This is a genomic window from Xanthomonas campestris pv. asclepiadis (assembly GCF_020784175.1).
Lineage (GTDB): Bacteria > Pseudomonadota > Gammaproteobacteria > Xanthomonadales > Xanthomonadaceae > Xanthomonas > Xanthomonas campestris_D.
The window spans coordinates 116,499-139,154 of the sequence record NZ_JAJGQM010000007.1 but is presented as its reverse complement, the minus strand read 5'-3'; the positions used below and the strand labels follow the sequence as shown (position 1 = coordinate 139,154).

At 64.3% G+C, this 22,656-nt stretch carries 17 protein-coding genes and 2 pseudogenes; 7 read left to right on the top strand and 12 right to left on the bottom strand.

The genetic code is table 11. The features are described 5' to 3' along the window. Nucleotides 1-35: 35 nt before the first annotated feature. Both LL972_RS05715 and LL972_RS05710 read right to left on the bottom strand, forming a co-directional pair. Nucleotides 36-299, bottom strand: a complete 264-nt coding sequence (locus tag LL972_RS05715; protein ID WP_228326750.1) for an SDR family NAD(P)-dependent oxidoreductase — start codon at nt 297-299, stop codon at nt 36-38. Nucleotides 300-692: 393 nt separating this feature from the next. After that, nucleotides 693-1,580 (bottom strand): LysR family transcriptional regulator, encoded by an 888-nt coding sequence (locus LL972_RS05710; protein ID WP_228326749.1) that lies wholly within the window; start codon nt 1,578-1,580, stop codon nt 693-695. A 170-nt stretch (nt 1,581-1,750) separates the two neighbouring features. Between LL972_RS05710 and LL972_RS05705 the strand changes: the two genes are divergently transcribed. The 7 genes and pseudogenes from LL972_RS05705 to xopF1 all read left to right on the top strand — a co-directional run bounded on the left by LL972_RS05705 (nt 1,751) and on the right by xopF1 (nt 12,348). Then, entirely contained in the window at nt 1,751-2,662 is a 912-nt protein-coding gene (locus LL972_RS05705) for an NADP-dependent oxidoreductase (RefSeq protein ID WP_228326748.1), read from the top strand. Between the two features lie 170 nt (nt 2,663-2,832). Then, nucleotides 2,833-3,522, top strand: a complete 690-nt coding sequence (locus LL972_RS05700) for a glutathione S-transferase N-terminal domain-containing protein (protein ID WP_228326747.1) — start codon at nt 2,833-2,835, stop codon at nt 3,520-3,522. A 287-nt stretch (nt 3,523-3,809) separates the two neighbouring features. Then, nucleotides 3,810-6,023 carry an aldehyde oxidoreductase molybdenum-binding subunit PaoC gene (paoC, locus tag LL972_RS05695; RefSeq protein ID WP_228326746.1) on the top strand — a complete coding sequence of 738 codons (2,214 nt, stop codon included), beginning with the start codon at nt 3,810-3,812 and terminating at the stop codon, nt 6,021-6,023. A gap of 394 nt (nt 6,024-6,417) precedes the next feature. Beyond that, nucleotides 6,418-7,074: pseudogene (locus LL972_RS21775) on the top strand (HrpF/NolX family T3SS translocon protein); the annotation flags it as partial. Then, a pseudogene (locus LL972_RS05690) lies at nt 7,069-9,309 on the top strand (HrpF/NolX family T3SS translocon protein); the annotation flags it as partial. The pseudogenes LL972_RS21775 and LL972_RS05690, both read left to right, overlap by 6 nt. Nucleotides 9,310-9,877: 568 nt before the next feature. Beyond that, nucleotides 9,878-10,321: an Hpa3 family type III secretion system protein gene (gene hap3, locus LL972_RS05685; protein ID WP_228326744.1), complete on the top strand. Its 444-nt coding sequence runs from the start codon at nt 9,878-9,880 to the stop codon at nt 10,319-10,321. Next, nucleotides 10,318-12,348, top strand: coding sequence for a type III secretion system effector XopF1 (gene xopF1, locus LL972_RS05680; RefSeq protein WP_228326743.1), 2,031 nt, complete (start codon nt 10,318-10,320; stop codon nt 12,346-12,348). Before hap3 ends, xopF1 begins: the two co-directional genes overlap by 4 nt. A 110-nt stretch (nt 12,349-12,458) precedes the next feature. On the opposite strand, the gene xopZ is transcribed toward xopF1, so the two are convergent. The 10 genes from xopZ to sctQ all read right to left on the bottom strand — a co-directional run bounded on the left by xopZ (nt 12,459) and on the right by sctQ (nt 22,574). Then, nucleotides 12,459-16,421 carry a XopZ family type III secretion system effector gene (gene xopZ, locus LL972_RS05675; protein ID WP_228326742.1) on the bottom strand — a complete coding sequence of 1,321 codons (3,963 nt, stop codon included), beginning with the start codon at nt 16,419-16,421 and terminating at the stop codon, nt 12,459-12,461. Between the two features lie 114 nt (nt 16,422-16,535). Continuing rightward, nucleotides 16,536-17,552 carry a pectate lyase gene (locus tag LL972_RS05670; protein ID WP_228326754.1) on the bottom strand — a complete coding sequence of 339 codons (1,017 nt, stop codon included), beginning with the start codon at nt 17,550-17,552 and terminating at the stop codon, nt 16,536-16,538. 269 nt (nt 17,553-17,821) lie between these two features. Further along, complete coding sequence (locus LL972_RS05665) at nt 17,822-18,304, bottom strand: CesT family type III secretion system chaperone (protein WP_228326741.1); 483 nt, start codon at nt 18,302-18,304, stop codon at nt 17,822-17,824. A gap of 55 nt (nt 18,305-18,359) precedes the next feature. After that, entirely contained in the window at nt 18,360-18,632 is a 273-nt protein-coding gene (hrpE, locus tag LL972_RS05660; protein ID WP_104583492.1) for an HrpE family protein, read from the bottom strand. Between the two features lie 86 nt (nt 18,633-18,718). After that, nucleotides 18,719-18,961 carry an HrpD6 family protein gene (gene hrpD6, locus LL972_RS05655; protein WP_228326740.1) on the bottom strand — a complete coding sequence of 81 codons (243 nt, stop codon included), beginning with the start codon at nt 18,959-18,961 and terminating at the stop codon, nt 18,719-18,721. 10 nt (nt 18,962-18,971) lie between these two features. After that, nucleotides 18,972-19,919, bottom strand: a complete 948-nt coding sequence (gene hrpD5, locus LL972_RS05650; protein ID WP_228326739.1) for an HrpD5 family protein — start codon at nt 19,917-19,919, stop codon at nt 18,972-18,974. Beyond that, complete coding sequence (locus LL972_RS05645; RefSeq protein WP_228326738.1) at nt 19,916-20,728, bottom strand: 4-hydroxyphenylacetate catabolism regulator HpaA; 813 nt, start codon at nt 20,726-20,728, stop codon at nt 19,916-19,918. The genes hrpD5 and LL972_RS05645 overlap by 4 nt, the downstream gene beginning before the upstream one ends. Further along, a complete protein-coding gene (sctS, locus tag LL972_RS05640; protein ID WP_002802878.1) occupies nt 20,725-20,985 on the bottom strand; it encodes a type III secretion system export apparatus subunit SctS in 261 nt (86 codons plus the stop codon). Before sctS ends, LL972_RS05645 begins: the two co-directional genes overlap by 4 nt. A 4-nt stretch (nt 20,986-20,989) precedes the next feature. Continuing rightward, nucleotides 20,990-21,634, bottom strand: a complete 645-nt coding sequence (gene sctR, locus LL972_RS05635; protein WP_104583496.1) for a type III secretion system export apparatus subunit SctR — start codon at nt 21,632-21,634, stop codon at nt 20,990-20,992. Then, nucleotides 21,621-22,574, bottom strand: coding sequence for a type III secretion system cytoplasmic ring protein SctQ (gene sctQ / locus LL972_RS05630; protein WP_228326753.1), 954 nt, complete (start codon nt 22,572-22,574; stop codon nt 21,621-21,623). The genes sctR and sctQ overlap by 14 nt, the downstream gene beginning before the upstream one ends. Between the last annotated feature and the right edge of the window lie 82 nt (nt 22,575-22,656).

Genomic DNA, 22,656 nt, shown 5'->3' with positions numbered 1-22,656 from the left:
GGCATCACGCCTGCCATGAAGTTGGCGATGGCCACTTAGCTCCACTTCTGGCGACCGCTAGAAGTGGGGGGATTACCATCCTGCAGCCATTGTGCCAGTGCGTCGCGGCTGGTTGGATCTGCCACATCGCAGATGCGCGTGATCACGCCGGGGACTTCAGCCTTTGCCTGCGCAAGAGAGGATGCGGTGCGACCGCAGATGATGACCTGGTTGCCGTCGGCGGAAAAGCGCCTTGCCAGGGCAAGACCGATTCCCGTCGCGCCGCCGGTGATGAGGATGGTGTTATGTGTGAGCTTCATCGTCTTGGATCCTTCGCAAAAAAATGTAGAAGGTATGTCGACGATGAACTAGGCATCAGCGGCCACACCTTCGCTACCGGCATGCCGGGGCTGAGGTGTCGCGGATACCCTGAAGCGGGAGGAGTTGCCATTCACTTGAACGGCGACCGGGCTACCATCCGGTCAGCACTCTTTCGACAGCGGCTTTCTACCATGGCGCTTCTTTCGCTACAACTGCTCTTCTCCTGCGGCATTCAACAAACCCAGGGGTGAAGGAACGCGTTGCATGAGGGCGATGGCTTCGGTGCACGCGAGCCTCTACTTGGATCGCAGCTGTAGTTTGCGTATCAACGAGCACGCATTCCAGAACGTCTATTCGACCTCTGAGCGCGGATGTGTCGACACCGGAAGCCGTTAAAGCGTGTCTTTGGAAAAATGTCCGCACAGAAACTCGACGAACGCGGTCACCTTGGGGCTTACAAGGCGGCGTGAGGCATGCAACACCCAGCCTTCGAGCAGCGGTGCCTGCACGACGCCCCATTCGGCGACCCTGCCGCTGGCGATGTCTTCAGCCACGGCGGACCGCGGCACCACGGCTGCGCCGGCCCCAGCCAGCACCGCGTTTCTGATCAGGAGCGGCGTCGAGTACCAGAGCACCGGCTTGGGGAGGTAGGTGCACAGGTGCCCGTCTTTATCGACGACCTTCCACGCAGGAATGACCTTGCGGCCGATGCGTGTGATGACCTGGAGTTCTATACCGGAAGCAGCCGCTTCGCCGGCTTGAGGGCGGCTTAAGTCCGGCGGAGCGACAAGCACCAATTGGTCATTGAGGAAGCGCCGGCCGACCAGCTTGTCGTCCGTCGGAGGGTTGAAGCGGATCACGATGTCGTAACCGTCTTCCACCAGGTCGACCAGGCGGTCTTCCGCAGTCACCTCCAGCTGTACATCCGGATGCGCGCGCAGGAAGGCTGCGCCGATGCGCCCCATGGCGATATGCGAAAACAGCAGCGGTGCACTGATGCGTAGCACACCGCGTGGCCGACCGATGCCCGATCTCAGCTCCTCAACCACCTGGGCGATTTCGCCGAAGGGGTCGGACGTTCTCGCGTGTAGAACTTCGCCTTCCGGCGTGAGCCGTAGCGTGTGGCCGCCCCGCTCAACCAGGCGTATGCCAAGGCTCTCTTCAAGCGAACGTACTCGACGAGACAAGGTGGCCTTGGGTTGCCCACTGGCACGGCTTGCGCTTCCGAAGCCGCCGTGGATCACGACAAGGTTGAAGTCTGCGAGGGCTGCGATATCCAAGGGATGTTCCATTTGCAAGACATCATGTCCAGGTATTCGGGACTATGCGCTGGGTTTGGGCGGGCGAACAATGGCGGCGTCGACAGGATCCCGGGGTTCACGGGTGCACTCAGTCCATGGTGCCCTTTGGGTTGTCACTTCATTCACTCACGTCTTCAAGGAATGCTCGCATGAAAGCAGTACGTTTCCACGCCTATGGTGGCTCCGAGGTCCTCAAGATCGAAGAGATCGACAAGCCGGTGCCGGGTCCCGGTCAAGTTCGTATCCGGGTCAGGGCGGCAGCAGTCAATCCGATCGACTGGAAACTGCGTGCCGGATACATGCATGCAATGATGCCGCTTGCGTTTCCCGCAGGAAGCGGGTGCGAGGCCTCGGGCATGATCGATGCGGTTGGTGACGGCATCCCGGCCGATCTGCTGGGCAGGGGCGTGTTTGGCAAGGGCAACGCTACGATGGCGGAATACGCCATCCTGGATGAGTGGGCTGCCAAGCCTGACGCACTGAAGTTCGAGGAGGCGGCCGGCCTCTCGGTCGCCGTCGAAACGGCTGCACGTATCATCGATCAAGTGGGAGTCAAGCCTGGGGAGACGCTATTGGTCAGCGGTGCTGCCGGCGGCGTGGGTTCTGCCGCACTTCAACTCGCGCGTGTTGCCGGTATCCGCACCATTGGCACAGCAAGCGAGCCAAAGCATGACTATCTACGTTCGTTGGGAGCGATCCCGACCACCTACGGCCCGGGCCTTTCCCAACGTGTTGCCGAGCTCGCACCAGCAGGGGTACACGCCGCGCTCGATGTGGTCGACTCTGGAATGATTCCGGAGTTGGTGGCGATCACCGGTAGCCCGTCGAAGGTGGTGTCGATCTCCGATCTCAGTGCACCGCAATATGGGGCGAAGACCTCCTTTGAGCCTATGGACAAGGAGAGTGCGACCAAGGTGCTGGAGCAGGTTGCAGCGCTGTGTGTCGCTGGAGCCTTTACATTGCCGGTCGCGCAGACCTTCCGGCTGCAGGACCTTGCAGCGGCGCATGACCTGAGTGCCCAGGGTCATGTCACCGGACGGCTCGTTGTGACCTTCGGCTGAGCTTGAGCCTTGCAGCAGCGCAGCAACGCTCGGTACTCGCCCTTGTGCCGGCCAGGCCTTGATCCCTTAGCGATGCAGGCCTGGCCAGTTGCCGCCGGAAGTACAGGCGCGCTCTGCATTTGGCCATGGGTTTGTCAGCATTTGAATGGCCACGCCATTAGGAGCAGACGATGATAGATCTCTACTATTGGCCCACTCCAAACGGCCACAAGGTTACCGTGTTCCTGGAAGAGGCCGGTCTGGACTACACGCTCAAGCCGGTCAATATAGGCAAGGGCGACCAGTTCACGCCTGAGTTCCTGCGGATGTCGCCCAACAACAAGATGCCGGTGATTGTTGATCACGCTCCGGCCGATGGCGGTGCGCCGCTGAGCGTTTTCGAGTCCGGTGCGATCCTGCTGTATCTTGCCGAGAAGACCGGCCGGTTCCTGCCTGCTGACACACGCGGCCGCCTTGTCGCGCTGGAGTGGTTGTTCTGGCAGGTGGGCGGCCTTGGTCCGATGAGCGGGCAGATGGCGCACTTCAGCGTCTATGCGCAGGAGAACATTCCCTATGCCATCGATCGCTACAAGGCCGAGGTGCGTCGACTGCATCGTGTGCTCGACCAGCGCCTGGCAGAGCACAGCTTTGTCGCCGGTGCCGGGTACGGCATCGCCGACATGGCGAGCTATCCGTGGTTCGAGGTCTACGGCGACCTGAAGCCCGATTACGACGCGTTTCCGCATCTGCGGCGCTGGCAGGGCGCCATTGCCGCACGCCCGGCAGTGCAACGTGCTTATGCGCTCAAGGAACAGGTCAACCCGAATGCCGGAAAGCCGCTCAGTGACGAGGAGCGCCAACACATGTTCGGCAGACGCTGAGGAATGTTCCCGCAGGTTCCGGGTAATCGGGCAGCGTTTTACGATGGTTGTCTGCGATCCTTCCCCTGATGCCCAGACGCGATAAGTGATTGCTGAAAAATTCTCATAAGCGCATCCCGGCCTGGCCAGCGTCGGTGCTCCTGGGGTTTGGTACAACAGCTGGCCATGTGCTCGTGTGCCCATCCCAGCCCTGTTGGCAGACCAGCCATCTGCCGCGCGGAGAACCACAGCACGCGATCGCACTGCCCGATACGCAGCTCTCGACTGCTGCGCTGGAGATACGCTCAATGAAGTTCGACACGCCGGCAGGCCTCACTCCCATCGACCAGCTCACCGTCGTCGGCAAGTCCGTTGACCGTATCGAAGGCCCGCTCAAAGTGACGGGCACCGCGCCTTACGCCTACGAGTGGCATGACAACCTGCAGGAGCTGGCGTATGGCTACATCGTCGGCGCCGCAATCGCCAAGGGGCGCATTGCGCACATCGACACCACCGCCGCTGCGAAAGCTGCCGGCGTGCTGCATGTGCTCACCTACAAAAACACCCAGGCACTTGGCACCGGCGAGTTCTACGTGCAACGCTTCCTGGCAGCGCCCGAGGTCGAGCATTATCACCAGCCCGTTGCGGTGGTGGTGGCCCATACCTTCGAGCAAGCGCGTGCGGCCGCTGCGCTGGTGCGCGTGGAATATGTGCGCGAGACCGGCCGCTACGATCTGGCGCAACAGCTGGACAGCGCGCCGATCGCCCAGCAGGCGCCGTTTGGCGGTCCACCGCAAACCGCGGTAGGCGACTTCGATGCGGCCTTTGCGGCCGCACCGGTCAAGGTCGATGCCAGCTACACCACGCCGGACCAGGCGCACGCGATGATGGAGCCGCATGCCAGCATCGCCAGCTGGCAGGGCGATCAGCTCACCTGTCACACCTCGATCCAGCAGATGAACTGGGGCCGGCGCGATCTGGGCAAGATCCTCGGTATTCCCAAACACCACATTCGTTTGCTCTCGCCGTATATCGGCGGCGGCTTCGGGGGCAAGGGCACGGTCCAGTCGGATCTGGTCATGGCCGCACTGGCTGCCAAGGCGGTCGGCAGGCCGGTCAAGGTAACGCTGCAACGCCCGCTGATGTTCAACAGCACCATCCATCGGCCGGCAACGATCCAGCGGATCCGGCTGGGCGCCACACGCGATGGGCGGCTCACCGCCATCGGGCACGAAAGCTGGTCCGGCAATCTGCCCGGCGGGCGTACCGAACCCACCACGCTCTCGACCCGCGTGCTGTACGCAGGTGCGAACAGAATGACCCAGGTGCGTCTTGCCGTACTCGATCTTGCCGAAGGCAATGCGATGCGCGCGCCCGGCGAGGCGCCCGGCTTGATGGCGCTGGAAATCGCCATGGACGAGCTGGCAGAACGGCTCGCCCTGGATCCGGTTGCGCTGCGCATCCTCAACGACACCCAGGTGGATCCGGAGAACCCGGGCAAGCCGTTTTCCACGCGCGCGTTCGTCGACTGCCTGCAGGTGGGTGCCGAACGTTTCGGTTGGAGCCAACGGCTGGCGCGGCCGGCAAGCCTGCGCGACGGGCAGTGGCTGATCGGCATGGGCATGGCCGCTGCGGTGCGTGGCGCGCCGATTTCCAAGGCGGGTGCGCGTGCGCGGCTGGATCGCACCGGCACGGTGACCATCGAGACCGACATGACCGACATCGGTACGGGCAGCTACACCATCGTGGCGCAGACCGCTGCGGAGATGCTGGGCGTGCCACTGCATCAGGTCGTCGTCCGCCTGGGCGATTCCAGTTTCCCGGAGACGCCAGGGTCGGGCGGTCAGCAGGGCGCGGCCTCGGTCACTGCGGGCGTGTATGCAGCGTGCGTCGCCTTGCGTCAGGCGATCGCCCAGCGGCTTGGCATGCCGGTGGACGCGGCGCAGTTTGCCGACGGCATGGTCACGGCCGGCACGCGCCGCGTACCCTTGCGCCAGGCGGCAGCGCAGCACGACATCATGGTCGAGGATGCGATGGAGTTCGCTAGCCTGAAAGAGCGCTACGCCCAGCAGACCTTCGGCGCGCATTTTGCGCAAGTGGCCGTTAATGGCTACACCGGCGAGATCCGCGTGCGGCGCCTGCTCGCGGTGTGTGCGGCCGGCCGCATTCTCAACCCAAAGACTGCCAGAAGCCAGATCATCGGCGGCATGGTGATGGGCGTCGGCGCCGCGCTGATGGAAGAGATGGCGGTCGATCGCCGCCTGGGCTTTTTCGTCAATCACGATCTGGCCGGCTATGAAGTCCCCGTGCATGCTGACATTCCGCATCTGGAAGCGCATTTCATCGACGAGGTCGACCCCACCATGTCGCCGCTCAAGGCCAAGGGCGTCGGCGAATTGGGGTTGACGGGTGTGGCACCGGCCATCGCCAATGCCATCTACAACGCCACCGGCATCCGTGTACGCGAATATCCGATCACGCTGGACAAACTGCTGACGCAGCTTCCGCTTCCATCGGAATGAGTGGGTTGCGGCCGGACATCAGCCGGCTTCAACGGGCAGGTGCCACTGCCCTGATGGAGAACGCGGTCGACATGTATGCCTGGCTTCGAGGCCTGGCATTCGCTCCGAGCAGGATGACCCGCATTCGCTCGAACTGATCACGCCATGCGCGCTCCGGTAGCATTGATGGACCGCCCTGAGCTGATGTCGGGTGAGGGTGTTGTCCATGCACGTTTCCTGCGCTTTTTTCGCCAAAATAGTTCATCGGTGCGTGCGTCGCGTAGCAGGAGTGGCACCATTTGTGCTCGCCGCATGAGACATGCCCGTGTGACCGTATGAGCATGTACTCATATGCAGCTGCTCTGTCACTGCTCTGTCACTGCTCTGTCACTGCTCTGTCACTGCGAGGCCGCACATGTCGCTCAACACGCTTTCGACCGGGAGTGCCGCCGGTCTGTTTCTCCCTCTCACCGATGATACGTCGTCTCCGGAAGCGACCGGATCCGATTCAGCCATGAACGATTCCGATCTGCTGCTGGCGATGGACAATCTGTTCTTGCAGCAGATTTACCAGCTGATTGCCGCCATCTACGGCAACACGCCAAACGATGGATCAGGCAGCGGCATTGCTGGGTTGTCCACGCCTTCGGCTGACGACATGCAAGCCAGCCAGCCGATCGAGAAACGCACCTCCTGGCCGACGCTACCGACCCCCTTCGATGCCAAGGACATCAAGGGATCCAAGCTGCCGCCTGCGGTGGATGGATCGTCGGTGACCTGGGACGGCGGCACGCTCACCGCATCGGAGCTTCAGATTGTTTCGACACTCAATCAGCACAAGGACAAGATGCCGCTTGAGTTCGCAAAACTCGACGACAGGATCAACGATCCGTCCACTCCCCCCGATCTGAAGAGCGCGCTGCAAGGCCTGCAGAAAGACCCGCGCCTGTTCTTCGCGATCGGCTCGCAGGGTGACGGCAAATGCGGCGGCAAGATCAAGGCCGACGACCTGTGGGATTTTGCAGACCACCATCAACAGGTGACCGATCTGGGCGGGAAGAATGCCGAGTTCAATCCCAAAAACATCAAGGGAGCGACACCGCCGCCTGCCGCAGAAGGTTCAACGGTGACCTGGGATGGCGGCACGCTCACGCAGCAGCAGCTCGACATCGTTTCCACGCTGAATCAGCATCGCGACATGACGCCGATCGAGTTCGCCAAGCTCGACGAAAAGATCAACGATCCAGCCACGCCACCCGACCTGAAGAAGGCGATGCAAGGCCTGCAGCAGGATCCCGGCCTGTTCTTTGCGATGGCGGCTCAGGGGCACGGCAAGCACCATCATGACGACCAGGGCAAGTGCAACGGTACGCTCATTGCGGCCAACCTCTACGATTTTGCCGACCGTCACCCGCAGGTGACGGCGCTGGGCGGGAAGAACGCGACCTACAATCCCGAAAAAATGAAAGGGCGCGACCTGCCGCCGCCGGTGGACGGCTCTTCGGTCACGTGGGATGGCGGGACGCTCACCCAGAACGAATTGGAGATCGTCACCACGCTCGATCGCCACAAGGACAAGCTGCCGCTCGCGTGGGCCGATCTCGATGCGAAGATCAACGACCCGGCGACACCGCCGGATCTGAAGAAGGCATTGACGGAACTGCAAAAGGACCCGCGGCTGTTCTTTGCCATCGGCTCGCAGGGCGATGGCAAGTGCGGCGGCAAGATCAAGGCCGGCGATCTGAGCAAATTCTCGGCCGGCCACGCGCAGGTCGCGGAGTACGCCAACAAGCAAGCCAAGGGCTATACGCAGAACTATGTGGCCTCGGACAGCCCGGACAAGACCGAGCCGACGGTCATGACCGAAAGCGACGCGATGCGCGAGTTCTATCGCTACTCGGACTATCTGCCGAAGGATCTGAACCAGGACGCGTTCAAGCACCTGGTCGAAGGCGACGACAAGACCCAGAAGCGCCCGCCGCAGGTCATCGCTGCCGCGCAGTATTTTCGTGAGCATCCCGATCAGTGGAAGGCGCTGGCGGGAGACTCGGGTTCGATGAGCACCCCGGATTTCCTGCAGAAATCCGCATCGCAGATGCACCTGACCGCGCCCGAACTGAAAACGCTGGACACCATCAACAGCCACCAGGACGCGTTTTTCGGCGACGGCAAGGAGGTGACCCGCGACAAGCTCGACACGATCGCCAAAGACGACAAAGCCGACCCCGCCGTGCGCGACGCTGCCAAACAGCTGTTGGGCGACCCGCTGCTGTTCGGCGTGTTGAATAATTCGATCACCGGCTACAAGAAGCCCCACAGCTTCTTCGGCGGTGGCCATGTCGTCGACTCGGGCAAGATCAGCAAGAAGGACTTTCAGCAGTTCTACGAACATATGACGGCGGCCAACAAGACCGTGGAGAAATCGCCCACGCATGCGGCCACATCACCCGACCAGCAGAAGGCCGTCGCGGACATGTTGATGGGCAAGGCCGATCAACCCGAGATCAAGAAGAAGAAAAAGGACATCGGTACCGTCGGCAAGGGATTGCATGAGTTCCTGAAGTGGGACAGCAAGATCCTGGACTGGGCCTCGGTCGGACTGAGTGCTCTGAACGGCATCCCCGTCATCGGCGAGTTCGCCGATGCAGCAGCGCTGGCGCTGGAGGGCGAAGCGCAGGCGGCACAGGTGCTCGACACTGCACTGCAAGGGGGCGACATGTCGCTCGCGTGGAAACTCGCCGGCATCAACATGGCTGGGGCGGTGGTTGGCGCTGTCGGCGGACCTACGGCCAGGCTCGCAGCCAAGGGGGCCGCCAAAGGGGTCGCCGAGGGCGCCGCCAAGGCGGCAAGCGAGGGCGCAGCCAAGGGGGCGAGCAAGGGGGCAGCCGAGGGTGCAACCAAGGGCGCGGGCGAAGGCGCGGCCAAGGGGGCGACCGAGGGGGCGACCGAGGGGGCAACCAAGGGCGCAGGCGAAGGCGTGGCCAAGGGGACAGCCGAGGGCGCAGCCAAGGGAGGAGGCAAGGGGGCAGCCGAGCGGCAAAAGCCAACTGATGCGGTTAAAGGTTATTTAGTAGGTAGCAGCATCAGCAAATCGACTGAGATGCTCAAAGTGCCCGTGTTGGCAGGTTTGCATTACGAAGAGATGCGATTGGACAAGGAGAAGCAGAAAGGCGAGATCCGCCAGAATCTGGAAGACGCAGGCGGGGTGCCGCTGGGCAAACAAAGCATTCCCAAGCCCATTGCAGACAACTTCGAGGCGGACACGAAGGAAAATCTCAGGAGTTTGAGGGGTGGGCGGCGTCGGTAATGATCGCTCCTGATCGGCATCCTGTTGCGCGAACGGACGGGCGATCAACCTGATCGCCCGATGCGTCAGGGGCTGTTCGACGCATTCTGCAAGTACGCGTTTGGGGAACCGGAGGTGTGCCAGCGCCAGTCAAGTAAAGATGTCGTTTTGTAAGAGCAGACTTGCTGACTGATCCGATATCGGTGTTTGAGCAAGGTAAAGCGCAAAGGGGACATGTTGCCTGCGATTTCCGGGCTGCTCGACCTGAAGATCTCTGGCGTGTGCGGTAGGTACGCGTCTGGCGAGACAGTCAAAATGGCACGCTTGCTTAAAAGCGCTTGCCCACGCCGCTACGGAGTATGCGTGTTGTTCCGCTACCCGCGGTCTTTCAAGCGATTCATCTGTCGCTCCGCGGACATAGGCTGCGTATGACACAGGTCTCGATTGCGCGATTTCCACCAGGCGAACTTCGTGTGCGGCGCGAGTCAATCGCGGTGTCTTGCGCGGTGGTGCATCGCCAGCCAGACACTGCGTCCTACCGAAATGGTGTATCGGTACCCATCGCATACTTTCTCGAGGATTTCGGACAATGTCGGAATTGGGAAGTCTCCACACAGCGAACGACACATTTTTCACCAGCCTGGGCGTCCGTCTTGGGTTGCCTGAGGAGCTTGCACAGCAACTTGGCCAAGGCGAAACCATCCTTGGTCCTGCGGGCATGCTGTGCCGTATCCACGCGCAGATGCAGCAGGGCGAGATGACGGCGTTTCCGGAAGTGATCCTGCCATTGGCCGCACGCGAGCTCGGCGGCGAGGAGGTGGTGACGCTGCTGGCACTGCAGGAACAATTGCTGACCCAATACGGCTGGCGGCTCACGCTCTCGGACCTTGGCCTGCTCTGTGTCTGCCCGCTGTTGCTCGAACGCACGCCCGATGCCGTGGCCACTGCGCTTGAGCGCGGGCAGGTGGTCGCCCGTGTGGTGCTGGACGCGCTGGTGACGCAGGCCGGCAGCACGGCTGAGGTGGCCTCGTGAAGCTCTCCAGCAACATCGGTACCTCTCCCAGCAGCCGCGCAACGTCTCCTGCACCCGCACGTCCGACGCATGCCGAGGAGGCCGTCGCCCTGCCACAGACGCGAGTGCCAACCGGGCCGCTCGCCGGCTTGCCCTCTTCGGGCCCGGTATTGCGCGGTCGCCGCGCACCGGTTTCACGTCGCGTGACCACCGACGCAAGTCATGCCGAGTCCTCGCATGGTGCACCACATCGCTCGGAGTCCTGGCAGTCATCGCATTCTTCCGAGTCGACGGACGCAGCGTTTTACACTCCGCACGCAAGCCCCGCGTCCTCGGTCATCGATGAGCCGCATGCGCCTGCCGTTGCAACGACCTATGCGCAGCGCAGCGCCGCGGCGGCCGCTGAGTTGAAGGCGCAGCTACGGACTCACCTGGGCGATCTGCGCTTTGCAGAGCCCTCGGAGGATCAGGAGGCACTGCAGGCCGCGTATCTGGAATGGGCGGACGCGCGCGTGGACGAACGCATCGCGGCGTTCGGGCCGGATGCCGAATACCAGATCGTCGGCGATATGAAGACGGCAGGCGCAAAGGCAGCGTGGCCGATCGCTTACGAGTGCCTCAGGGCCTTCGTCATCGGCTCGATGCGGGCCCCGTTCGGTCTCGCCGCGGGTGCAGCCTACGATGGCACGCGTGCGCCAGGATCGGAAACGCTGAGTACGACGACGCTGTCTGGCGCGGTGGCGGGCCTGATGTCCTATACCAGCGATACGTTGCTGATCCCGGCGATGGATCGGCGTGCCCGCGTTGCCAATCTGCCGCGGTTCCAGGCCATCGACCCCAAGATCCTGGTGCCCGATCCGCCGCCGGCCCTGCTGGAAATCACTGCCGAAGGCAAACGCTTCACGCGTCCCGGCGAGGGCAACGCCGCAACGCTTCCCGAACTCAAGGCGCAGGCCTACGACCTCCGCCAGGGAATCACCCAGTGGCAATCGACCCTGGACGACAAGTCCCTGGACACCCTGCTGCTCAAGCCGACGATCAACGCGGGATTCAACGCGGCGCGGCGGACCTCCGACGACCCGGGCACGCGCACGCCGGCCGGCCAACTGGGCTTGAGCGCGCTCGCCATTGGCGGGGCAGGGGTGGTGCAGAAGGCGATGCTCGAAACCGGCAAGGCGGTTGCGCGTACCGGCCAGATGCACGTGCCCGACCTGCTTGGCGGACAGCAGCGGCTGAATCTGTTTGCGCTGGCATTGCCGGACAAGACGCGTCGGCCCGCGCAATGGTCCGACGCTGTGCGTTTCCCCAACTATCTGCTGGAAACCGGGAAGGAAGGCCTGGCGCTGGCCAGGCAGGCCTTGAGCACCACCAACGCGATCACCACTGCGGTACGCGATGTGCTGGGCCGTCACATGCTCAGCAACGTGCTGGCCAATTTCGCCTCGCTCGGGGCCGGCCGCCTGATCGCTGCGCCCTTGCGTGGCGGTAACGAAAACGGCAGCGTTGCGGGCGAAGCCGCCAACTCCACCGCGACGGTCGTGCAACAGGCAGCGCAGACCCTGTTCAACGATACGGTCTGGAATGCGCTCAAGGCCAAGAACGGCGCCAACACCACCCAGGCGACGCGCCTGGACCAGGAACGCGCCGCCCGCGCCGCCGGCCACCAACGCACCATCACACGCACACTGCAGGCGCTGGCCGAACCCATCGACGCGGCGATCGCGCTGTTTTCGGCGCCGACATCGGCAGAGGCAGAGATTGCGCGCGCCCTGGAGGAGGGGCGACAGCCGCTTGCGCCTGCATCTGGGCCGCTTGCGGGGAGATTGCGTGAAGCCCTGGAGGACTTGCGCACGGAGATCGGCACGCAGTCCGTCTCGATTGCGATCATCGACACCGTGCTCGACCGCCTTCACGCCGGGCAGGCGGCGATGATCGGCGGCGTGCCACGCAACGACCTGACCATGACACTGGAGACCGAGCTACACAGGCTCAGGCAGGCAGTGCACGAAAGCCAGGAACTTCGCCAGTGGGAAAACGGCAGGCCATGAGCGATCGATCCTGCAGCTGATCCACTGCGTCGCGCATGCCGCCACGACAGACGCAACCGCCGTTGCGTCTGTCGCTTGTTGGCGGTCCCGGGGCCAGCCCGGTGCGCGGCTTACGTACGAGCAGTGGGAGTGGAACGGGGCGATGCGGCGCGCGGCACCGCTTCGTACGCTGGCCATTGACCGACCGTGCGCATGGCCTCGGCGATGCGGTTGCGCTGGCGCTTGACGATGAAGTCCACGCCACGTTCTTCGGTCAGTTTTGCCTTCTCGCGGACCAGCAGCAACGTCGGCTCCCACACGGCGGGCTGCTGCAGCAACGCGTCGAAGGCGGTGCGCTCGGCGAGTGCAGCCGTGTCGTCACCTGCGTCCTGCGCCACCAGTGCAAGTGCACGGTGCACGTCCAGCAGCGGTGCAGCTTCGCTGCGCAACGCCTCGTCGGCGAACAGCGCAGCCAGCGCGTTGCCATCGGCAAAGCGCCTGGCCTGCTGCATGAAATGCTCCAGTTGCAGCTCTGCCAGCACCGGCTGCAAGGTCTGGTCGACATCGTTGCCCAGCTTGACCAGGCCATAGTCGGCCCAGCGCTCCCACTGGGTGCGGACCAGGCGCTCGAACGCGGCGAATTGCGCGAAGTCGGTTGCGCGGTCGCTGCGGACCGGATCGATTTCACCACCGAACTGGAACAGCGTGCAGAACGCGGTGGCCACGTCCGCGCTCACTTCGGCGGCATAGCCGGCATCGAGTGCCGAGAGCGTGGTGCTGGCCGCAGGCGTCGCCGATGCGCCTCCGTGTCGATGCTGGGCAAGCGCCAGTTGCACGCCGGCCGTCAGGCGTGCGGCCGCTTCCACCCGGCGTGCGGCGGTGGCGTCGCAGTAGTGCGTGGTCATGTAGCCGGCCACGGTCGTCGATGTCCAGCCGAGGTCCTGACGCGATTTGACGCCGAGACCCAGCGCACCGCCCGCGCGGCGGCCGTGCGCATCGCCTGCACGCAGGCCGGCGCTGACGCTGGCGCTGCATTCGGTGCCCTGGCTGACGCGTGCGGCCTGGTCGATCAGCCCGACGCTGGCGTCCGGATGCTCGGCCAGCAATGCCTGCATCCAGTCCGCGCCGGGGGGCTGTGCGGAAGGGTCGGGCGTTGCGCGGCGTACCAGATCCTCCAGCATGCGCAAAAATGCCTGCAGCAGCTCCGGCTCGCGGCCCTTGCCCAGCCGGGGGATACGGATCTGCAGGCCGTCTTCCACGCCGGTCTCGCGCCGATAGCGCCAGTCCACGGCGGCCGACACCCCGGCTGCCGCGTAGTCGCTTTCCACATCGATGCCATAGCCGACAGTCAGGCCCGCACCGAGCTGGCGCTGCGTCGCGGATTGGCGGCTGATCTGCAGGTACAGGCCGGTACGTCCCATGTAGAACTCCAGCGAGGCATCGCGATTGCACTGCATGCTGGCGATCAGTCGTGTGCCCAGGCCGAACGCTGACCCCGCAATCGCAGCTGCCGCCGAAAGCGGTGCGAGATTGGCGCCCCAGGTCTGTTGGCAGGTCATCCGCCAGCGGTCGCGCCATTCCAGGTGCGAGAGCATGTCGCGCAGCAGGTCCAGCAATGCCTCGGGGTGAGCCAGGGCGCCGGCACCGGTCTGCTTCGCCAACTGCAAGGTCTTGTCGATGGCGGTGTCGAAATGCGCCAGGCAGTCATTCGCATGTGCGAGCCACAAGGCGGCCTGTGGCGAAACATCGCCTGCTTGCAGCTCGGCCGCTTGCTCTGCGTGCTCCGCCCGCACGGTAGACAGGCAGGTACGCAACAGATCGAACGCGGCTGGCGCGGTGCAGCGGCCGCTTCGCACCTGCTCCCAGGCACGCCGCAATCCTTCCGGTGGCGCTGCCTGCACCGCTGCACCGCCCGGGGCTCGGGATGCCTGCGCCTGATGGTGGTTGTGCAGCGCTGCGGCACGTTCGGCGATGCGTGCAAGGGTGGCGGCATCGAAGACCACGCAACTGCGGTCCACGTCCTCATCGACCCATTGCAGCAGCTCGGCCGCCGCCTGCCAGTGCAGCTCGGCCTGTGATGGAACACTGCCCTGCGGTCGGGCCGCATGCAATGCGCCCAGGTAGCCGGCCAAGGCAGCCGCGGCGTGCTCCAGGGCCAGGTTGGCGCGTCGACGCGGTGTCGGCAGTGCGGTGGCCGATGCGACCTCAAGCCCCTCCGACAAGGCATGCAGTGGATTGGGAGCGCTCGCGTGTGCGCCGGCAGGGTGCGGCGAGGTGGCAGTACGCACCGCCTCGCCGAACGCCTGCAGGTGGGCGTTTGCGCGCGCATACGCCGAATCGGGAGCACGCGACTCGTAGCCGTTGCGCAGCGCATGGTAGGCCGCGCGTTCGTCGCTGCTGCAGGTGCGCAACGCATCTGCCGGGTCGGCCGCGTGCAGGGCGACACCGGCGGCGCGCCGCGCACCGCTCAGCCAGCACCGCGTGGCGGTATCGTCCACAGGTGCGGCGCGCAGCAGCGCATCGGCCCGCAACGCAATGCGGGCGATGTCCTGGCGGCCGGGGTCGGCGGCACGCTCGTGGCGTGCCTGGATCAACTGGCCCAGTACCTGACGGCCGCGTGGCACACGTCCCAGGGTCTCCAGCCAATGCGTTGTCGCCGCCTCGATCGCTGCGCGGGCAATGGCGGAGTGCTCGCCCATCGTCGTGCCCGGCGGGTCTCCTGGCCGTTCCGGATCGGCGGGGATCAGCGCGCTCCAGGTGCTGTCGTGGACACGGTCGAAGGTGGCCAACAGCAGCTCCGCGGCGTCAGCGCGGTTGTCGCCTAGCACACCGGCCACTGCCGCGCGCAGCGCGCCCAGCGCGATGGCCACGATCCCCGCTGCAGGCACGGCCTGGTCTGCGAAACGCGTGGTGGACAGCCCGCTCGCCCAGGACGACAAGCGGTTGCGCAATGCGGTGGCCGCGGCGGCATCGGTTGTGCTGGAGGCGGTCTGCGCGATCTGCGCGGCAATCAGTGCGTCCGACGCGGCCCGCAGCGCCTGGCTGGCGCGCAGATCGTCGGCCGCCGCGCGGTCAACCTCCTCCTCGAGCGATTGCGTGAGATCCGCCAGCGCCGGCAGCAGTGCACGCAACGCGTCGGCGCGCGCAGCGGTCTCGAACAGGTCGCCGGCCACGATGAGTGCTGACTGCAGCGCCTGTGCCAGTGTGGTGTCGAGGTTGGCGGCGCGCGCTTCCAGGCGCTGCAGCAAGGCCTGCTGTTTCTCGCGCAGGGCGGACAGGTGCTGCGCGTGCTGGTGCTGCTGGCGGATGCGCTCCAGCTCGGCTTCGTGCTTGAGCAGGTCACGCAAGCGCGGTCGGCGCTCGTTTGCAGCAGGCGCCGGCATGGCCGTGAGCTGGTCCAGTTGCTGCTGCAGCTGTTGCTCGGTGCGCGCCAGGCGCTCGCTGCAGCTGGCGATGTGCTTGCGGAGCAGCGTATTCCAGGTGGCCAGCACCTGTTGGCGTTTGCGGGTGGCGTTGGCACGGTCGGCCAGGCGCGGTGCGCGTCTGGCCTGCAGGCTTGTGTCCCGCTCCAGGCGATCGATATGCAGCACCACCAGGCGCTCCAGCGCTGCGGCCTTGCGCACGGCGATCCGGGCGTCGCTTAGCCGTTGCGAGGCGGCGAATGTCGCTGTCTGCAAAGGAGCGAGTGTGTGCCAGTGGCCCGGCTCTGCCCGAGCGGACGGTGCAGGCTGCGCAGATGTGCCCTGGTAGCGCAGCAGGCGCGTATGGTCGGGAGTGGCCTGCCGCGCGATGCCCACCGCCGTGCCGGCGAGCCGGGCGAGCTTCTGCAACGACTTCCGCACGCCCCGCAGCCTGCCTGTCTCGCGTGGCGCAGGCGTGCCCCGTCCGGTGTCGGCAGCAGCTGCGGTGTAGCGATACACCCGTGCGGCTACATCCAGTTCTGCAGCGCGTGCTTCGGACTCGGCCGCCGGCCCATCCAGCTGATGCAGTCGGTGATGGGCCTGCTTGTGCGGCGACGGCGTACCCGCATGCGCCGCGCCATGGCTGTTGCCAGGCAGCCCGAATGTCAGGGTGGAAGGGCGGATACGGGTCACGCTCGACTCCTCGCATGTGGACCTCGACACCACCGGGCGCCGATACCCGGCAGATGCGTCAACGCAGTGCATCTGCCGGGCGCGCTCGACGCACAGCAACGGTGCAGGGTGTGGTCAGCCGCTGTAGGCCTTATGGCCGATGCGTGTCGCGCCGATGGCCTGGGACGCGTTGGGGGCAATCACCTCGTTGGGCGCATCGGTCTTCAGGTTTGCCAGCTTCACCGTCGCGCCTGGCGCGTCGGTGCGGAACACTGCTTCCTTGACCTGATTGAAATCGCAGTTTTCGACCTGAAGGCTCGTATTGATATCGGCATGCCCACCGTTGGTGCGGAAGACCTTGCTGGCACCCTCGACGGTGTCACCCGACATCACCACGTCGGCAGCACCGTTGTCCTGCACGACCTTGTCTGCGGCATTCTTGAACGTGCAATTGATGATCTCGACCTTCGGCCGGCCGCTGACCTCAGAGCTACAACCTGCAATTCCCGCATCATGCTCGCGGTTGCCCTGGCCATCGATGGTGACCGCATCCTCGCTGACATCTTCGTTGACGCAGTTGACCATCTTGCCGCTGCCCATGAAATGCACGCCGTCGCCGCCGCCCGTCATGTTGACGTTGCAGAGGCAGCCACCGTCCTCGACGACGAACAACGGTTGCTGGTGCTCGTCCTGATCGCCTTTGCCCAGGCAGGGGCCGCCGATATAGGTCTGATTCTTGCCGTCGAACACCTCGCCCTTATGCACCACGATGGGTTTGTTCTGTACGCCGGGTGGTGCGGTGACGACCTTGCCGGGAGGCAGGGGCGCTTGCGTGCCGTTGGGGCTGGGCGTTACCGGCTGGCCGGTGCCAGGCGGCGTTGCCGGTTGACCCGGGTTGCTGTGGCATGTGCCGTTGCCGGCTCCTGTTCCGCTGGTGCTTCCGTTGCCTTTGTTGTTGTTGCTGCCATTGCCGCCGCTGCCATTGCCAGTCCCGCTGCCGTGTTGTCCGCCAGGGTTGGTGGAACTCGGCGGGTTCGATGGCGGCATCGAGGGCGTCGGATTGGGGTTGGTCGGTGACTGACCGTCACTGGATGGCTGATCCTGTGACTGCAGCATGTCGCTGATCATGCGCTGCATGCAGTACGCCAGCATGCTCATGATCACCGCGGTGAGGGCTTGCTGCTGCGACAGGGAGAACGAGGACGGCTGCAAGCTCGCAGTGGTGTGTGAGGGGATGGCGAGATTCATTGGCGAGTGTCCTTGCGAGTGATGAATGGCGTAAGAAATCCTGCGAGGGGAATAACGGCGCGACAGCGTGGCGATATGACCCAGCGCAGCGGATGCGCAAGGCTCCGATCAGCGTGCTGCTGAGTCGTGCCTGTCTCGCTGCAAGCATCAGCTTGCATGCAAGGTCGAACACCTCAGGCGCGTAGCCACAGATAATTCCCTGTTGCGATTCCTTCAAACATTTCGTCGTGTGCAATGAAGATATTGTTGTTCCAGTAACGGCCATGCTCGGCGTAGTGGGCGAGCAGATCGCAGATCCATGCGCCGTCGACGTCGTCGTCCAGCGGAACGCGCACGATCAGCACGATCACGCCGGCGTCGTTCAATCCCAGTTGCGCCTGGTCCTGCGCGTACACCGAGAGGTTGGCTTCCAGCAATAGCCGGAAGACCGTCAAGGTGCGTCCCGCAGGAGCAAGGCCGTAGGAGATGCGTAGATATAGCGCTTCTTCTTCCGGCGCTTGCTGTGCTTCATCGTCGGTCTGGGCTGCAGGCATGTGCAGATAGACTTCAAACCCGTCCACCCACAGCACGCGTTTGCTGAGCACCGTCTGCACATCCGGCAGGTCCAGTGCTTCGCACATCTGCTGAACGATCGCTTCGAATCGGGTGCTGCTCATCTGTCGTACGACATGCGCAGGGCCATGCACCGGCCCTGCGTCATGTCAGGGCCCATTACTGGCCAACCAGCTGCTTCGCGTTGTCGCCTGCCTTGCCGATGAATTTGTTGAGCGCTACGTTGAAGTCAAGTTCGTTCTTCTTCTCGGTCAGGTAGTTGTTCATGCGCTCCTGTGCTGAGGCTGAATGGCCAATGCCACCCATCAGACTATCCATCTGATTGTCCGAAGTCTGGCTGCTCATATGATTGTCGTATCTGCTTGAAAAGTCTGATTTAAACAGATCCCCGCCCTGGCCCAATCGCGGCCCAATCGATTGTAAATCTGACATATGGATACTCCTTAGCTAAAGATGAAGTAACGTGGAGCGCCTGTCGGCGCGTTTTGCTTGACCAACGTGGCCAAGGAACTCGATGATCAAGGCATGCTGGCGATGTGCGCGACGATGTCGCGCGCGGCGTTGATACCGTCGTGCAAGACGGTGAAATTGTTGCGCGTAGCCTGATCGCTCGCTGCAGTCCAGTGCACACGGAGTTGTTGCGCTGTCGTGTGCAGCGCTGCATCGATGTTGCGCAGTCGCTCACCGGAGAGATCCTCCGCCTTGGTCTGCAAGATCTTGCTCATATCCTGGGTGACCTTGTGGGTCATGGCATCGAACATGGTGCGGTTCTCATGGCGCCGCGTGCTGCGGCAGGGAAGTCAGGTGCTTGGTGCCGTCCGGGGTCTCGACGTAATGCAACCCATCGGCGAGCAGCGCGGCGTCGTAATTGGCGGGCGGTTTTACCGACGGGTCCTGCTGGGTGATGTCCACATGCAGCTTGCGGACCTCCGGGCCCAGATCGCTGCGTAGATCGGCGATCCTTCGGATTGCACGCTCTGCGTTGTCGCTGCTGCCGGCGATGGAGAACACGCCTTGACCGTCGTAGCGAACGTTCAGATCGCGGTCGGCCAAGGTGTCGCGCAGGGTTGCCAGCACCTCATCCACCACCACCACATCGACCGTGACCGCATGTTGGTACCGGTGCAGTTGTACGCGCAGGCGTGCCGCATCCGCGCTGCTCGCCACCAAACCCTCGACGCGCACGTGCGTACCGACCTGCTCCACGCGCACTTCGCGCAAGCCCAGCCGTTTCAGCACGGACCTGACCTGGTTGAGCTGGTTGTCCTGGCTGCGAGCGGGAGCGGCATCGGAGAGAAATGCCGGTAGCAGGGAGGGCAGCAGCGCTGCGGCGGCCAGCGCTAGCATGGCGCCCACCACTGCGCGCATCGCAGTGCCCCTGGACCTGCGTGATGGGGGTGTTGCCGGCGTCGCGGCTGGAGACAGCAACCGCTCCAGCAGCGCCACATCGTCCGGCCACTCGGCAGCAGCCTCGCCGACGCACAGCACCAACGGACCCAAACGCACTGGATGCAGCGCAACAAACGGTGTCGTTGGCAACGCGTCGCTGCGATAACGAACTTGACCATCTGCATCCACCTCGATGATGAGCGGGCAATCAGGCCAGTCTTCGATCCGGATCTCGGCCTGGGGATCGGCGCCTAACGTGTAGCTGCCTGGCTGCAAATCTAATCGCGCGCCGGCGTGTATTCCCGTCAGTATGCGAAGTTGCATGATCATGCACGAATCCCCTGAGCGGTCCCGTCTTGGTGTTCCATCAGTAGCGTGTTCAAACGTGTGACGCCTCGCGCACAATCAGCGGGTTTGCGCGGCTTTCCCGCGCTGATCAGCATCAGCGGCACCAGCAAGTTGTAGCTGCGCAGCGCCGGTGTCGGCTCGGGTTGCGCGCGCACCATCTCCGCCAGGCGTTTGCGCAAGGTGTCCATGCTTTCGGACAAGGTGCTCGCCTGGACCGATTGCAGGTGCTCGCGCATCAACATCCAGACCATGGTGGTCAGCGATGCGGCGACCGGATGGGCAATGCCGATGTCACGCAACTCCACGAACGCGGCGGTGAGGGCGTGCCGTCTGACCGTCGGGTCGGCGGCGCGCGTTGCCGCATAGCGATCGATGACTGCCTGGACACCCGCACGCACATCCTCGTCCCACTGTACCGGCGAGGCGCTGGGCCACGTCCCTGCGTGCGGATCGCCGGCATGTGCGCGACCACCGGCGCCATGCTGATCGTCCTGACTGTGTCCCTGCTCCTGGGGCTGAGCGACTGCGATGCTGACCCGGCCGCGTAGCGCCGACACGCGCGCCGCTTCGGCATCTTCCTGGTCGGTGGCGTCGAGCTCGTCGTCCATGCCATCCAGTGACCGCATGCCGCGTCGCCGCTTGCGTGGCGGAGCGGGGCGCAGACGGGGTGCATGATGGGGCGTGTCCAGCGGCTGCGCGCCAGCGCCCGGCGCATCGGCATGGTGATGCGAGGTGCCGGGCGTGGTCGGCAGCGACGGCGGCACAGCGCCTGGGGAAATGCGCCGGATCATGGAAAGGCCGCCTGCATCAGCGCCTGGCCGAACTGCATGATCGCCGAGGCGCCCCAGGGCGCGGTGACCGCAATGGCAGCCACCACCACCACCAGCTTGAGCGCAAACGAAATCGACGCATCCTGCAACGACATCACTGCCTGGATGAAGGCAATCAGCAAGCCGGCAAGCGCGGCGACCCCGACCACGGGTAACGACACCTTGAGGCACAGCAACAAGGCTTCGGAGGTGAACCGCACCAGATCGTCATGGTCCATGGCGTCACCGATAACTCAAGACCAGGCCGTGGATCAGCATGGACCAGCCATCCAGCGCCACGAACAGCAGCAATTTGAACGGAATGGCCACGTTGGTCGGCGTCACCTGCGAAAGACCCATTGCCATCAACGCATTGGCCACCACCAGATCGATCACGATGAAGACCAGATACAGCAGAAATCCGATGCGGAACGCCTCGGTCAGCTCGCTGAGCGTGAACGCCGGTGCCAGCACGAGCAGATCGTCCGGCTTGAGCGTGTCGGCCTTGTCCTTGGGCCAGATCTGCTGCGCCGAGCGCATGAAAAAAGCCTTTTCGCGCTCGCGCGTGTGCTTGAGCAGGAACTGCCGAAACGGTTCGCGGCAGGCGTCGAGCAGCACCACCACGCGGCTGTTGTCGGCACCGGGACTGTAGTTTTGCGCGGCCTTGAACGCCTCCATGCCTACTGGCGCCATCACAAAGCACGACACCAGCAACGCGACGCCGTTGAGCACCATGTTGGGCGGCACCTGCTGCACACCGATGGCATTGCGCAGCAAGCCGAGCACGACCACGATCTTGGTGTAGGAGGTGACCACCATCGCTGCGAAGGGCAGCAAGCCCAGCATGATGACCACCAGCAGCAGCGAGCCGACATCAGGCATCTGCATGTGGAGTCTCCGACATGCTGAGGATCTGCACGCCGAGATGTTCGCCCACCGCCAGCAGCCTGCCGATGCCGATGGTCTGGCCATAGACCACCAGACGAATGTCGGCCTGATCCACCGGCACCGACAGTTCGAGGATCTGGCCGGGCTGCAGGCCCGACAGCACCGACAGCGATAGCGCAAGTTGGTCCACTTCCAGTTGGACAGGCAGCTCCAGTGCCGCCACATCGGTGGTGGACGGCGAGGAATCGGACTCGGGCGTATCGTGCTGCATGGCGGGGGCGGTCTCCAGAATCATCTGTTGCAGGTTCAGGCGTACCGGTGCGCGCAACACCGCACCTCCGGGGATGCCCCAGAGCAACTCGCCGCTGCGCATCGGAGCCGGGCCAAGCGCGTGCAGCAGCACATCGCCCGGGCGCAGCGATTGCAGCAGCGTTGCCGCTGCCGTGCGCTGGCCAATGCGCAGGCGCGTGCTCAGCCGCAGTGCGCTCAGCCAGGCCGGCAGTGGCGATGGTGTCGCCAGCGCAGCGGTCGCGGTGTGCAGCGCGGTAAGCAGCAATGGACTGGCGGTCTCCGCGATCGCGTCGATGTCGCCGAGGGTGATGCCGATATCGAGGCAATTGGCTGCGTCCGCGCAGCGCTCGAAGGCGACGACCTCGGCAGTACCCAGTCCGAGCGGTGCGAAGGCGTGCAGCGCATCGCTCAACAGCACCCCGGCGATCGCGGTGCGCAGGGCGGCATCGGCTTCGTTCAACAGCAGCGCCAGGCCGTCGCGTGCGGCGATCCGCAGCTCCAGGATGCCGCTATCGAACTGCAGCTGCAGGCGCGCCGCTTCCGCGGCCCGGATGCCGCGGCGTTGCGCGGTAAAGCCGCAGCGGCGCGCGGTACGCGGGTCGCACAGCATTCTGCCGAGCTGCACGCGCGCAGCAGGCACGTGGGTCAGCGCTTGCGACAAGTCGCGTGCCGTTGGCGTCGGGCTCGGCTCGGTTGACAAAGCGGGGTCCCTCGATATGGCTGTTCTGCGT